The organism is Ornithinimicrobium carbonis (genome assembly GCF_977012275.1).
On the sequence record NZ_OZ348993.1, the window covers coordinates 374,461 to 386,385 of the forward strand.

An 11,925-nucleotide genomic window follows, 5' to 3' on the forward strand; every position below is an offset into this window, starting at 1 on the left:
CACGGAATGGCCCCAACATAACACGCTGTCACACCCGTCGCGCCACGGACCGGCAGCGGGTCCGGCGGGGTCAGCCGCGACGGACCACGCGGACGATGTCCCCCAGCACGGCCGACGCCGTCGCGTCCCCGCCGGCACCGGCGCCCTGCAGCCGGAGCGTGCCTGCGCTCTCGGCCTCGATGATGATGACGTTCGCGCTCTCGCGGGCCTGCGCCAGCGGGTCCTCCTGCGGCAGAGCCACCGGCCGCACCGCCACCTGCACGCGCTGCTGACCGACGGGGCCGGAGCTCCAGGCCGAGGCGACGAGCTTGATGACGTTGCCCGCCCCAGCGGCCTGGCGGAAGTCCTCGTCCGTCAGACCGGTGATGCCCCGTCGCTGGACGTCGTCGAGGGTCACCGGCACGTTCCACGCCGCCCGGGCCAGGATGACGATCTTGGCCGCGGCGTCCAGCCCCTCCAGGTCCTCGGTCGGGTCCGCCTCGAGGTAGCCCAGCTCCCCCGCCTGCCGGACCGCGTCGTCGTAGGGCACGCCCCGGCGGGCGACGAGGTCCAGCACGTAGTTGGTGGACCCGTTGACGACACCGGAGATCGCCGTGATGACGTCGCCGGCGAGCGCCTCCCGGACGACCGACAGGACGGGGACGGCGGCCACCACCGCACCCTCGTACTCCAGGGAGGTGCCCTGCTCCTCCGCGAGGGCGTGCAGCTGCGGCCCGTGCTGCGCGACGAGCTGCTTGTTGGCCGTGACGACGGGCACCCCCCGGCCCAGCGACCTGGCCACGAGGGACCGGGCCGGCTCGATCCCGCCCATGACCTCCACCACGACGTCGGCGCGGTCGACCAGCTCCTCGGCGTCGCCGGTGATGAGCGAGGGGTCGATGCCCTCCCTCGGACGGGACGTGTCCCGGACGGCCACGCCGACCAGCTCGAGCGGCCGGCCGAGCCGGGCGGCATACAGCTCGGCCCGCCCGACGAGCCGGTGGGCGACGGCGGTGCCGACGGTCCCGGCTCCGAGCAGGGCGATCCGGACGGGGGGCTCAGTCATGCTTCTCACATTCGTTCGGGGGCGGAGACGCCGAGCAGCGCCAGCCCGTTGGCGAGCACCTGGCGGGTGGCGTCGTTGAGCCACAGCCGGCTCCGGTGCAGGTCGGTGATCTTCTCGTCGGCGTCCACCGGCCGCACGCGGCACTCGTCGTACCACTTGTGGAACCGCCCGGCCAGCTCCTCCAGGTAGCGCGCCACCCGGTGCGGCTCCCGCAGCTGGGCCGCCTGCGCCACGACGCGGGGGTAGTCACCCAGCACCGCGAGCAGCGCCGCCTCGGTGTCGTCGGTCAGCAGCGAGGGGTCGAACCCCTCCTCCCGGTGCACCCCGTCCAGGGCGGCCAGACGAGCGACGTTGCAGGTGCGGGCGTGGGCGTACTGGACGTAGAACACCGGGTTCTCGGTGGACCGGCGGGTGAGCAGGTCCAGGTCGATGTCGATGTTGCTGTCGGCCGAGGACCGGGTCAGGGCGTAGCGGGCCGCGTCGACGCCGACGGCGGAGACGAGGTCCTCCAGCACGACCACGGTCCCGGCGCGCTTGGACATCCGGACGGGCTGCCCGGCCTTGACGAGGTTGACCATCTGGCCGATGAGGATCTCCAGGTTGACCCCCGGCTCGTCCCCGAACGCCGCACACATCGCCATCATCCGGCTGACGTAGCCGTGGTGGTCCGCGCCGAGCATGATGATCGCCCGGTCGAAGCCGCGCTCGCGCTTGTCGAGGTAGTAGGCCAGGTCGCCGGCGATGTAGGCCGGCTGCCCGTCGCTCTTGATGACGACCCGGTCCTTGTCGTCCCCGTAGTCGGTCGTGCGCAGCCAGAGCGCGTCGTCCTTCTCGTACATCACGCCCAGCTCGGTGAGCCGGGCGACCGCCCGCTGGACCGCTCCGGAGTCGTGGACGGAGTTCTCGTGGAAGAAGACGTCGAAGTCGACCCCGAACTCGTGCAGGGAGGCCTTGATCTCCTCGAACATCAGCGCCACCCCGACGGCCCGGAACCTCTCCTGCGCCTGCTCCTCGGGCAGGCCGAGCACGTCCGGCTCGACCTCGATCACCCGACGGGCGATGTCGGCGATGTAGTCGCCGGCGTACCCGTCCTCGGGAGCCGGCCTTCCCTGCGCCGCGGCCAGCAGCGACCGGGCGAAACGGTCGATCTGGGCGCCGTGGTCGTTGAAGTAGTACTCCCGCACGACGTCGGCGCCGGACGCCTGCAGCACCCTGGCCAGGGCGTCGCCGACGGCGGCCCAGCGCGTACCGCCCAGATGGATGGGACCGGTGGGGTTGGCCGAGACGAACTCGAGGTTGACCCGTTCACCGGCGAGCGCGTCGCCCTGCCCGTAGCCGGGACCGGCCTCGACGATCGTGCGCGCCAGCTCCCCGGCGCTGGCGGCGTCGACGGTGATGTTGAGGAAGCCCGGACCGGCGACGTCCACGCGGGCCACGCCGGACACCTCCTCCAGGGCCGAGGCCAGCTGCTCGGCCAGCAGGCGGGGCGCCATCCCCGCCCGCTTGGCGAGCTGAAGAGCCACGTTCGAGGCCCAGTCCCCGTGCTCGCGGGTGCGCGGCCGCTCGACCCGGACGTCCTCGCGCGCGGGCACGGCCACGGTCAGGTCCCCGCGGTCGACGGCCTGGGTCAGGACGGCGTGGATGGCGTCGGCGAGCTGCTCTGGGGTCACGCCGGCAAGTCTAGTGGCGCGGGCCGGACCCTCCGGACGGCCACCGCCGCCCCGCCCGCCGCACGCGACGACCCGCCCCGCTACCGGGGGGCGGGTCACCGCGCCGTTCGGAGACGACCCTGCGTGCCTGCTACAGTTGCGCGTCGTTGCCCCCGTAGCTCAGGGGATAGAGCACCGCCCTCCGGAGGCGGTGGCGCAGGTTCGAATCCTGCCGGGGGCGCAACGGTAAAGGCCGCTGACCTGCGTAGACAGGTCGGCGGCCTTTCTTGCGTGCGGTGCACGTGCGATTGGGTCCCGGCATAGAAACGGCCCGCGGGCGGTGGTCTAGACCGCCCCACGGGCCTCGACAGGCAAAGCGGGTGCCCATCGTGGAGACAACTCTACCCATCGTCACCGACCTACTAGCGGCGTGGCGTTCCCTCTCTTTCCTGGCGTCGTTCGGCCTCGCGGTCGGCGGCGCTCTCGTCATGCTCGCGGGCGGTGGACGATGACCACCAGGACCAACACGCACACGACAGCAGCCGGCACGGTCGGCCCGGTGTGCGAGGACTGCGGCCGGCGCGGTCGTGCCGTGCACACCGACGACGGACGGCTGACGCTCTGGGACCTCGCCCGCGGGTGGTCCACGGCTCCCTACCCGGTGGGGTACGTGCACCCGGACGGCTCGACCGGCTCGCGGTTCACCTGCCCCGATTGCAACGGCACACGAGGGGGCCACCGATGACCACCAGGACGACGAGGGGCACCACGGACGCCTCCCTACGGCCCGCACACACCCCGAACGGCCAGCAGCGCACCAGGGCAGCCCACGCGGCCCTCGTGGCCCTCTGGGACGCGCTCGACGGCCTGGGCGAGGACGAGGCGGCCGCGTTCCTCAACGGCCCCGGGCGGGCGTTCCTGCTCGGCCTCGACGTGCCCGCCGTGCTCGACGCGCTCACCCGCGACCGGGCGCGGCGGCAGGCGAGGGGCGACAGGTGATCCGGGTACACGCTACCGACGCGCTCCCCGAGGACGTGGCGGCGGTGGGCATCCCCGGTGCCTCCGAGGTGCTCGTCCTCATCTCCACCCGGGCCACCCCGCAGGACATAGCGGCAGCCCTTGACGACGTGCTCGGGCGCACGTTGGGCACGTCATGGCTCTACGTCGGTCCCGTGGGCGGGGGTGGTGCCTAGCGACCCTCCACGCGGCCTCTGTGCCGCCCGTAGCCGTCCTGGGCGGGTGTCCACCCCCCTCGCCCGTCCAGGGCGGCCACGGGCAGCAGCAGCAGCCCTAGCGGTGCCTCACGCGGCCCGCGACGACGACGACGAAAGGACAACGCGCCATGACCGGCCAGACCAGCTACGCACGGCCGCCCAAGGACGTAGGCATTACCTATCTCCTGTGGCTCCTGCTCGGGGTGCTCGGTGCTCACAAGTTCTACCTAGGCCGGCCCGGTATGGGCGTGCTCTACCTGCTCACGCTCGGCCTCGTCGGCGTCGGCCTGCTCTGGGACCTGTTCACCATCCCGCGCCAGGTCCGGGCCTACAACGGGCACCCGTTGACCTGACGCACCCCCCGCCCGGCCTCTGTGCCGTGTGGCGGCGGGTCGGACGCCTCCCCTCGCCCGACCCGCTCCCAGACGGCATACGCGGCCCACGGCGCGTCTGTGGCGCTCTGAGCCGTGCCGGTGTCCTCGACCCCACCGGCACGGCCCACGGCCTCACAGCCGACCCGCGGCGCTCATCCGACCGGTCAGCCGCACACCAACACGACCGGCACCCCGGAGACGCAACCGACACCCGCAGCCGGGGACGGGTGGCCTGGGCGAGGTAGTGCACGCCTCTCCCAGGTTCGACGGCCTAGACCGTTGGCAGCACGAACGCCAGCGGTCCTAGAGCCGTGCCTGGGCCGACGAGGTGTTGCGGTTCTTTGGGGGGGTTGGCCCAGCACTCTGTCCCCCGCAGGGGGTCCGCATCCTGTCTAGGGTTCGTCCAGCGTCCCCACAACGTCCCCACCCGCTCACCTGCCACCCCCTGACCTCCACGGCGGCCAGGGTGTGCGGGTGTGCGGGTGTCAGCTCCCCGGCATCGTGCGCGGGGTGGTGCGGCTCGCAGGGGCCTGGGGCATCGTCCGCGGGGTCACCATCCGACCGCCCGACTCGATCGCGTCCAGCTGGGCATCCATCGCCCGGAACTGCCGGTTTGCCTCGGCCAGTTGGCCGTTCACCCGTGCACCTCCGAAGAACTGAGCGGCCATACCTGCCGCGCCAGCGTGAAACCGTGCGTTGAGGGCGTACGCCTCACCGCTGTACTGGCTCAGACTTCCTAGTCCCATGATGTTGTCCTCCTGTTGGGTGTTGCTCGTCGCCGGGCGGGTGCTCGGCGGCGTCCGTGGGGGCACGTTCGCGCCCGGGTCGGTCCGTGGGTCATGGCTTCCACTCGTGCTCGCACCGGGCGAGGTTGTCGGCCAGGGTCCGCAGTGCCCTGGGCGCGCCCATCAGCGGGACTATCCCGCGCTCCACGTGGTCTGCCGACTCGCGCAGCAGGGCCACGACGTCGGGCAGGGCGGCGTACATGATCCCGTCAGCCTCGGCCAGACGTACCTGTGTCTCAGCGGGCAGCATCGTGCGTCACCGTCCCGCGAACATCCCCAGCTCGGCAGTCCTCGCACGTCTGCCGCCACGACGCACCAGGCAGCCGCTGACGGCCGCACCGGACACAAAGCCTCGCCACCCTGGGACGGTCCACCACCACGAGGGCACCGGACGGGCGCACCCGCGGGAGACGACGTGCCCTAGCCATGCTTGGCCCACCGGGTGCGGGCAGCGTGCCGGGCCTTCGCGCTCGGGTCGGTCATGGCCTCCGGGCCGGTGTGCTCGTCCTCATCGGGCAGGGCAAGGGCCTTGACGAGGCGCTCGAACGTGACGCGCTGTTGCCTCGCCTCACCGATCGCCGGGTGCAGGATCGTCTGCCCCGTGCTCCCCTCGATCGTCGCTCCCTGCTCGGTCACGAGGGCGTCCAGCGAATCGAGACGGTCCAGGGTGCGGCACGCCTCCTGCAGGATCTGCAACTCTGCGTCGGTCAGCTCGAAACGGGCCACCGTCTCGCGCCAGAAACGGCGGCCACGGGCGGCGAGGCCGGCCGGTGCTCTCTGCGGTGCCTTGTCGGTCATCGTCTGCCCCTCTCACGGGCGTTTGTGGTCAGTATGGGCCAAAATCGGGCCTGGCGTGCTCGCGCACTCCGAAGACCTCCCAGCGGTCCTTCGGCTGGGTCGGTTGGGGGTTTCCCCCTACCCCGCTCGACGTGCGACCCGAGCACGGCCACGGCTCGACGGTCGCGGCCGCGCTCGGGGTTGCGTTCGTCGTTCGTCGTTCGTCGCTCGTCAGCGGTTCGCGGTTTCGGCCAGGTGACGATCAACGATCTTGCGGGCCTCGTCGCTCGTCGGGTTCGGTCGGCGCTCGACCTCGGCGGGCTTCTGCGTCCTCGTCTCGTGCGCGTGCTCGACGGCCTCGACGCGGGCGGCGAGGTGGTCGGCGTCCCGGGCGAGGGCGAGGGTGCACCCGGGGTAGGCACCCCGCGCCACCCCCACGAGGGTCCCCCGGGGGTCGGTGGCGTATCCCTCCAGCAGCGACCGGGCGACCTTTGCGCGGTTCGCGGCGGCTTCGTCTGCGGGCTTTCGTGTCGCGGCGAGGATGACAACGGGCGCGAGGTTCGCGGGCGGCTCCACGACGGCGAGGGCGGCGGTGCCGCGCAGACCACCGGGGGCGATGTTGTGCACGGCCCCGAGGGTGGCGAGGGTGTCCAGGGCGACGAGGGCGGCGCGGTGGTGCCCCTCGACCTGGGCGCGCAGCACGGCGGCGGGGTCGGCCCATGCGTCCCCGGCGGGCAGGTGCGGTGCGGCGTCGGTGAGGGCCTGGGCGGCCTCGGCGAACACGGGCGCGACCCGCTCCACGAGGGTGGGCAGGAACTCCCGCAGCGCGGCCCCGTGGGCCTGCTCGAGGAGGTGCCCGGCCCCGCCACGGATCGCGGCCTCTGCGGCCTGCCTGCGGTTCAGCTCGGCGGCGACGGCGGCGAGGGCGTCTTCGAAGTCTCCCGCGCCGGGGTCGGTGACCATCTGGGCGAGGCCGGCGGTGCCGGTCGGCACGGCCCACAGGTCACGCCTCAGCCCGGCGATGCGGTCCAGCTCGGCGGGCAGGCGGCGGTCCTTGGCGTCGGGCATCAGGGCGAGGGCGGCGCGGTATGCGTCGGTGCGCTGGTTCAGGTTCATGCGGTGGTGTCCTTTCATCGGCCCCGGCTCGGTGCCGGGGTGGTATGGGGGGTGGTGACGGGTCGGTCCAGGCACTCTGCGAACACGACGGCGAGGGCGGTCGCGGCGAGGGTGTCGGTGCCGGTGGGCAGCCGGTCCAGCAGCAGGGCGGACACGGCGCGTTCGTCGCCGGCGACCTGGGCCAGGTCGGCCACCAGATCGCGGGCGTCGTCGGCGGGGGTGCTCATGCGGTGCCCCTGGGTCGGGCCGGTGGCACGGGTCCGAGCACGCGGGGCGATGCGAGGCCGCGGGCGACGAGGGACTGTGCCATGCCCTCGGGCGAGAGGGCGCGGTCCTCGGTCTCCCACGGTGGCGGCGTGCGGGTCGGTAGGTGTCGCTTGGCCTTGTGGGTGGGCCAGGTCGGGCGGTTGCGTCGTGACCTCATGCGGTCTTCCTCTCGGTGTTGGGCGGTCGTCCTGCCTTGGGGGTGCGGTCGATCCCGCCGAACACTCCCCACGGCTCATGGGTGCTCTCGGCGGCCTCGTGGCACAGCTCGGCCAGGGGGCAGGCTCGGCAGGCGAGGGCGGCGGCACGGCGCGGCCCGGGGTCCTCGTGGGTCCACGCCTCCCCACCCCGGCAGGGCGTCGTCCCGTGCTCGGCCAGGGCGACGGCGAACGCCTCCCACTCGGCGGTTTCGGGCCTCAGCGACGGCCACGGGCGACTAGCCACGGGCACCCCTCCCGGCGTCGTCCCCGGGCGTCCCCGGGCCGAGTGCACTAGGTGTGTCCCTCCAGCGGTTCACGCGGGCCAGGACGACGAACGCTCGACAGCTCGTGCAGGTGAGCACGCGGCGTCGGGGTGTCTCGTGCTCGGTGATCCGTGGCGCGGTGCACGTCGGCTCGTGCTCGACGGTGCCCGAGGCGGGCGGGTGCGTGTCGGCCTCGGTCGTGCAGCCTGAGCACAGTCCGATGCGTCGGGACCGGACGGCCACGAGAGGCGACCCGCACGCTGGGCAGTCCTGCAGGCGGGCGGTCACGATGCCTGCCCCTCGCACTCGACGCACGCTGTCTTGCCGTAGGCGGTCCTCATGTCCGAGATGGGTTCGCCACAGCCGCAGACCGTGGGGGACGTGGAAACGGCCTCGACGGGACCGGACTCACCCCATCCCGCCCCGAGTGTGTCCCCACCGTGTCCCGAGTGTGTCCCGGACACGGTTGAGTGTGTGTGTCCCGTGTCCCGCTGTAAGGACACGGACACACTCACACTGTCTTGGGGCGGTTGAGTGTGTCCCGGCCCTGCGTAGAGGTCGGACAGCGGGTCCGCGCTCTGGGCGTAGGGCTTGACCAGGGCGTGCAGGTGTGCGTTACGGGGTCCGTCCGTGACCACGACGTGCCCCTCGTCCACGAGGACACGTAGCGCGGCCCGCTTGTGGTCGGCCTTCGCCTTCACCCGGTCGTCAATGCCACGGAAGGACAGCGGCTCCGGGGCGTCGGCGAGGGCCTGGGCGATGCGTTCCATGAGGGCGGTCGGGCGCCAGGTGCCGCCTTCCCGCTGGGTGTCCACGGGTGCCCGCAGCTCGACGGCCACCCCCTCGCCGGACGGCTCGACGTGCAGCTCGGCCACCTTCTGCCCCGGCCGGTAGTTGCCGTGCCGGTCCTTGGCACACACCAGCTTGGCCGCGCCGGCTGTGTCCCTGTCGAACGGCCGCACGGTCGTCTGCATGTACTGGGCACCGGAGATCGCGGCCCGCTTCCGCTGCGAACCGATGGGCCACAGTCCACCGTCGTCGGCCTTCACCACGTGGTCTAGGACCAGGACGGCCGGCCCGAGAGCGGCGAGGGCGGTCGGCAGCTTGCGGAACCAGCGTGCCGTGTCGTCGTCGTCGTTCGGCTTCGCACCCTCCAGTGCCATGCTCTCGCCCGTGGAGTCGATGACGACCAGCGAGGGGCGGTGCCGGTCCAGCACGGCCCACAGACGTTCGGCCCCGAGCAGCCCGAGCGCTTCACCGGGGCGCACGTAGTGAAACCGTGCGGCGATGACGTCGGGCGCGGTGCCCATGTCGAGCAGCCGCGCCACGACTCCCACGGCGTCGTCCTCCAGGTCGATGTACACCACGTGTGGACCGGCGTTCATCTCCTGGGCGCACGCGGCGAGGGCGGTCCACGTCTTGCCCGAGCCGGACGAACCGGCTATGCCGTTGACCTTGCCGGCGTAGATCAGACATGCCCCGTCGTCCCTTGCGCCGATCGTGGGCGCGTGACGTTCGAGCGTGCCGTCGACCAGTCCGGCGATGACGGCGGCCAGGTCGACCGGCTCCCAGCTCGTGCCGGCGGTGCTGCCGTCGTCCGGCTCGGGGGCCACGTCGTCCCACGGCGACGGCTCCCCGAACGGGGGCAGCCCATCGGGCGGGAAGTAGTCCGCGGTCATGCCGACCACCCCCCATCCACGAGGGCCTGGGCCAGGTTGTCATCTGCGGCGGGGCAGTCGTCCTCGTGCAGGACCGCCCGGCGCAGCACCACGCCGGCACGGTTCGCCCGGCGACGCTCGGCCCGGCTCGGCAGCGTGGCGACCGCCCCGCACGGGCACGGCCTGCCGCTGTTGGTGATAGCCCGGCGCGCCAGACCTTCACGCACGGCCAGGGGCGCATCCTCGGGGACCTCCCAGCCCACGACGAGGGCGCGGGTGCCGTCCTGCAGCGTCTCGACGGTGTAGGACTGCCGTAGTTGCTTCACGCGGCGACCCCCCTCGACCTGGGGCGGCTCGCGGCCGGCGTACCGATGTCCTGGGCAGCGGCCCGCACCACGTCGGCGGCACGTGCGTGCAGCTCGGCGGCCTGGGCCTCGACCTCGGCCACCCGGCGGGCGTCCCGTAGCCCGTGGGCGTAGCCGTGGGCGTAGGCGGTGCACGCGGCGTCAGTCAGCTCGTGCCAGGTCGGACGGCTACTCATCCCGACCACCCCGCAGGGTGAGGGCCACCCGCTCGACCTCGTGCCGGGCGCAGACCGGGCCGATGCCTCGACGGACAGACGCCTCAGCGGTCAACGGGTGCCCGCAGACGCGACACGACGGGGTGTGCTCGGCCTCGGCGGACGGTAGACTGGGTGTCAGCTTGTCAGCGGTGGTAAGCATTCGGGATGGGGCCTCTAGGCGGGGGCCCCGTTCCTCTGTCTGGGGGTCGGTCACGCCTGACCACCCCCGGCGAGGATGGGACGGGCGAGGGCGTCCACGTCGTCGGCGTCCACGCGGATAGCTCGCGTGCCGATACGCACGGCGGGCAGCGACCCGTCAGCGATGCGACGGCGGATCGTGTAGGTACTCACTCCCAGCCGCTCGGCGGCCTGGGCGATGGTGAGGGGGGCGGTTCGTGTGGCGGTCGTGCTCACGGGCGAGGCTCCTTGACGGAACACGAGAGCCGAGCATGGGAGACACGTCTCTGTCAGTGTCTCGTCTGCTCGGCTCGCCTCGCGCTCACCGCCGGCCCGCCCGGCATCGCGCCGGATCGTGCGGCCATCCCCTCCGCCTGACGGTCTACCTACGGCATCGCGCCTCGGGCATCGCGCCCGGGTAGTGCCCTGCGTGGGAACGCATACTCAGCCCTCTATGGGCTAGCGGTTGACACTCTAGCCGATGCCCGCTCACTACGGCTAGCACCCGCCACCCCCGGGCGTGTCGTGCTACCCCTCGCGGCCGGTCATGCGCGACAGGGCGGCGGCGATCTGGGCATCCCGGCCGCGGGCGGCGTGCTGATAGCGCAGCGACGCGGCAGGCGTGGAATGGCCTACGCGGGCCATCAGCTCGGCCGACGTTGCACCCGCCTGGGCGGCCCACGTCGCCCCGGTGTGGCGCAGGTCGTGCAGGCGCAGGTCCGGCCGTCCCACGGCCTCGCGGGCGGGGATCCACGCGGCCTTGTAGAGGTTGCCGTGCGTCCACGGCTTGTCCGTGCCCGGGTGGTGCGGGAACAGCAGCGACCGGCCGGCGCGTCCCACGTGCTCGGCCAGGTGCTCGGCCAGCACGGGCACGAGGTGGGGCGGCAGGGCCACGTCCCGCGCTCCCGCGTCGCTCTTGGTCGGCCCGATGACGTCCTCCCGGCCGATGCGCACCAGGGCGCGGCGCACGTGCAGCACCCCGCGGTCTAGGTCCACGTCCTGCCGGCGCAGCACGGCGACCTCCCCGAACCTCAGTGAGCACCAGGCAGACAGCAGCACGAGGGCGGCGAGGCGGTCGGGCATGGCGCGTGCCAGGGCCTCGACCTCGGCCACGGTGGCGACCTCGATACCCCGGGCGCGACGTGTGGCACCCGCTCCCCGAACCGTGCACGGGTTCGCGCTCACCCCCGTTCGGCCGCGCTCGGCGGGCGAGGCGGTGGCGTCGTTGAACAGCGACCGCAGCAGCGCGTATGCGTGGGCGCGTTGGGTCGGCTTGCCGGGGTCCAGCTCGTCATACCAGGCGGCCACATCCTCGGGCGTGATCGTCCGCATGGGCACGTCTCCGAACGTGGGCAGTATGGCGCGCTCGAGCAGCCCGGCGTACAGCTCCAGCGTGCGAGGGCGCAACGGTGCCCCACGTACCCGACGACGGGCCAGCGCGCCGGGCGCGTAGTGGGCAAGGGTGATCCCCTCGCCCCTCGACGCCTGCCGGGCGGCGTGACGGGCCTTGGGCGGGGTCCAGTCCTCGCCCGTGGTGAGTAGCCGGCGCTCGGTCACCAGCCACGCCTCCGCGTCTAGGGACGCTTCGAACGTGTAGGGGGCGGTATGGCGGGCCAGGTCGGGGCCGACGTAGGACGCCTGCCAGCGGCCCGAGGGCAGCCGGCGCACGTGGCCGAAACCTCGACGGGTGCGGCGCTTCTGTCGTGCCACTTTGGCCTCCCGGCGTGCGTTTGGTGTGCTATCCGGGTGCACGTTCGTGACTACTTGCGCACCCTCGTGCAACTAGGGTAGCGTACCTAACAGCGCAGGTGAGGGGCCTAGATCGCAGGTCACGAACCTAC

General features: G+C 72.7%; 18 protein-coding genes and 1 tRNA gene. 5 read left to right on the plus strand and 14 right to left on the minus strand.

Annotated features, from left to right (window positions below; genetic code table 11):
* Positions 1-70: 70 nt before the first annotated feature.
* Positions 71-1,045, minus strand: a complete 975-nt coding sequence (locus tag ACWHYA_RS01650) for a homoserine dehydrogenase (RefSeq protein WP_425939498.1) — start codon at positions 1,043-1,045, stop codon at positions 71-73.
* A 5-nt stretch (positions 1,046-1,050) separates the two neighbouring features.
* Positions 1,051-2,715, minus strand: a complete 1,665-nt coding sequence (gene argS, locus ACWHYA_RS01655; protein ID WP_425939496.1) for an arginine--tRNA ligase — start codon at positions 2,713-2,715, stop codon at positions 1,051-1,053.
* A 148-nt stretch (positions 2,716-2,863) separates the two neighbouring features.
* On the opposite strand from argS, the gene ACWHYA_RS01660 reads away from it, so the two are divergent.
* The 5 genes from ACWHYA_RS01660 (at position 2,864) to ACWHYA_RS01680 (ending at position 4,261) form a co-directional block, all read left to right on the plus strand.
* A tRNA-Arg gene (locus ACWHYA_RS01660) sits at positions 2,864-2,935 on the plus strand.
* A gap of 267 nt (positions 2,936-3,202) precedes the next feature.
* The gene (locus ACWHYA_RS01665) at positions 3,203-3,439 is read left to right on the plus strand and encodes a hypothetical protein (protein ID WP_425939494.1); all 237 of its coding nucleotides are present in this window, start codon (positions 3,203-3,205) and stop codon (positions 3,437-3,439) included.
* Positions 3,436-3,693 carry a hypothetical protein gene (locus ACWHYA_RS01670; RefSeq protein ID WP_425939492.1) on the plus strand — a complete coding sequence of 86 codons (258 nt, stop codon included), beginning with the start codon at positions 3,436-3,438 and terminating at the stop codon, positions 3,691-3,693. Before ACWHYA_RS01665 ends, ACWHYA_RS01670 begins: the two co-directional genes overlap by 4 nt.
* Positions 3,690-3,887: a hypothetical protein gene (locus ACWHYA_RS01675; protein ID WP_425939491.1), complete on the plus strand. Its 198-nt coding sequence runs from the start codon at positions 3,690-3,692 to the stop codon at positions 3,885-3,887. Before ACWHYA_RS01670 ends, ACWHYA_RS01675 begins: the two co-directional genes overlap by 4 nt.
* A 149-nt stretch (positions 3,888-4,036) precedes the next feature.
* On the plus strand, positions 4,037-4,261 hold the full coding sequence (locus ACWHYA_RS01680; RefSeq protein WP_425939489.1) for an NINE protein: 225 nt from the start codon (positions 4,037-4,039) through the stop codon (positions 4,259-4,261).
* Positions 4,262-4,767: 506 nt separating this feature from the next.
* Here the strand turns inward: ACWHYA_RS01680 and ACWHYA_RS01685 are convergent.
* From ACWHYA_RS01685 to ACWHYA_RS01740, 12 genes are all read right to left on the minus strand, one after another.
* Positions 4,768-4,920: a hypothetical protein gene (locus ACWHYA_RS01685; protein ID WP_425939487.1), complete on the minus strand. Its 153-nt coding sequence runs from the start codon at positions 4,918-4,920 to the stop codon at positions 4,768-4,770.
* Between the two features lie 199 nt (positions 4,921-5,119).
* A complete protein-coding gene (locus tag ACWHYA_RS01690) occupies positions 5,120-5,317 on the minus strand; it encodes a hypothetical protein (RefSeq protein ID WP_425939485.1) in 198 nt (65 codons plus the stop codon).
* Positions 5,318-5,487: 170 nt separating this feature from the next.
* A complete protein-coding gene (locus tag ACWHYA_RS01695; protein ID WP_425939483.1) occupies positions 5,488-5,865 on the minus strand; it encodes a P27 family phage terminase small subunit in 378 nt (125 codons plus the stop codon).
* 210 nt (positions 5,866-6,075) lie between these two features.
* On the minus strand, positions 6,076-6,960 hold the full coding sequence (locus ACWHYA_RS01700; RefSeq protein ID WP_425939481.1) for a hypothetical protein: 885 nt from the start codon (positions 6,958-6,960) through the stop codon (positions 6,076-6,078).
* Between the two features lie 14 nt (positions 6,961-6,974).
* The gene (locus ACWHYA_RS01705) at positions 6,975-7,187 is read right to left on the minus strand and encodes a hypothetical protein (protein ID WP_425939479.1); all 213 of its coding nucleotides are present in this window, start codon (positions 7,185-7,187) and stop codon (positions 6,975-6,977) included.
* 193 nt (positions 7,188-7,380) lie between these two features.
* Positions 7,381-7,668, minus strand: coding sequence for a WhiB family transcriptional regulator (locus tag ACWHYA_RS01710; protein WP_425939477.1), 288 nt, complete (start codon positions 7,666-7,668; stop codon positions 7,381-7,383).
* Between the two features lie 303 nt (positions 7,669-7,971).
* Positions 7,972-9,366, minus strand: a complete 1,395-nt coding sequence (locus ACWHYA_RS01715; RefSeq protein WP_425940021.1) for an AAA family ATPase — start codon at positions 9,364-9,366, stop codon at positions 7,972-7,974.
* Positions 9,363-9,671, minus strand: a complete 309-nt coding sequence (locus tag ACWHYA_RS01720) for a hypothetical protein (protein ID WP_425939475.1) — start codon at positions 9,669-9,671, stop codon at positions 9,363-9,365. Before ACWHYA_RS01720 ends, ACWHYA_RS01715 begins: the two co-directional genes overlap by 4 nt.
* The gene (locus tag ACWHYA_RS01725; RefSeq protein ID WP_425939473.1) at positions 9,668-9,886 is read right to left on the minus strand and encodes a hypothetical protein; all 219 of its coding nucleotides are present in this window, start codon (positions 9,884-9,886) and stop codon (positions 9,668-9,670) included. Before ACWHYA_RS01725 ends, ACWHYA_RS01720 begins: the two co-directional genes overlap by 4 nt.
* A complete protein-coding gene (locus tag ACWHYA_RS01730; protein ID WP_425939471.1) occupies positions 9,879-10,067 on the minus strand; it encodes a DUF6011 domain-containing protein in 189 nt (62 codons plus the stop codon). The genes ACWHYA_RS01725 and ACWHYA_RS01730 overlap by 8 nt, the downstream gene beginning before the upstream one ends.
* Before the next feature lie 50 nt (positions 10,068-10,117).
* Positions 10,118-10,321, minus strand: coding sequence for a helix-turn-helix transcriptional regulator (locus ACWHYA_RS01735; RefSeq protein WP_425939469.1), 204 nt, complete (start codon positions 10,319-10,321; stop codon positions 10,118-10,120).
* 291 nt (positions 10,322-10,612) lie between these two features.
* Positions 10,613-11,794 (minus strand): tyrosine-type recombinase/integrase, encoded by a 1,182-nt coding sequence (locus ACWHYA_RS01740; RefSeq protein WP_425939467.1) that lies wholly within the window; start codon positions 11,792-11,794, stop codon positions 10,613-10,615.
* Positions 11,795-11,925 lie beyond the last annotated feature (131 nt).

What these genes read in the sequence shown, in the direction of transcription:
- ACWHYA_RS01670 (WP_425939492.1), top strand. Translation starts at nt 3,436, where the DNA reads ATGACCACCAGGACGACGAGGGGCACCACGGACGCCTCCCTACGGCCC.
- ACWHYA_RS01680 (WP_425939489.1), top strand. Translation starts at nt 4,037, where the DNA reads ATGACCGGCCAGACCAGCTACGCACGGCCGCCCAAGGACGTAGGCATT.
- ACWHYA_RS01705 (WP_425939479.1), bottom strand. Translation starts at nt 7,187, where the DNA reads ATGAGCACCCCCGCCGACGACGCCCGCGATCTGGTGGCCGACCTGGCC.
- ACWHYA_RS01715 (WP_425940021.1), bottom strand. Translation starts at nt 9,366, where the DNA reads ATGACCGCGGACTACTTCCCGCCCGATGGGCTGCCCCCGTTCGGGGAG.
- ACWHYA_RS01725 (WP_425939473.1), bottom strand. Translation starts at nt 9,886, where the DNA reads ATGAGTAGCCGTCCGACCTGGCACGAGCTGACTGACGCCGCGTGCACC.
- ACWHYA_RS01730 (WP_425939471.1), bottom strand. Translation starts at nt 10,067, where the DNA reads ATGCTTACCACCGCTGACAAGCTGACACCCAGTCTACCGTCCGCCGAG.
- ACWHYA_RS01665 (WP_425939494.1), top strand. Translation starts at nt 3,203, where the DNA reads ATGACCACCAGGACCAACACGCACACGACAGCAGCCGGCACGGTCGGC.
- ACWHYA_RS01695 (WP_425939483.1), bottom strand. Translation starts at nt 5,865, where the DNA reads ATGACCGACAAGGCACCGCAGAGAGCACCGGCCGGCCTCGCCGCCCGT.
- ACWHYA_RS01700 (WP_425939481.1), bottom strand. Translation starts at nt 6,960, where the DNA reads ATGAACCTGAACCAGCGCACCGACGCATACCGCGCCGCCCTCGCCCTG.
- ACWHYA_RS01650 (WP_425939498.1), bottom strand. Translation starts at nt 1,045, where the DNA reads ATGACTGAGCCCCCCGTCCGGATCGCCCTGCTCGGAGCCGGGACCGTC.
- ACWHYA_RS01690 (WP_425939485.1), bottom strand. Translation starts at nt 5,317, where the DNA reads ATGCTGCCCGCTGAGACACAGGTACGTCTGGCCGAGGCTGACGGGATC.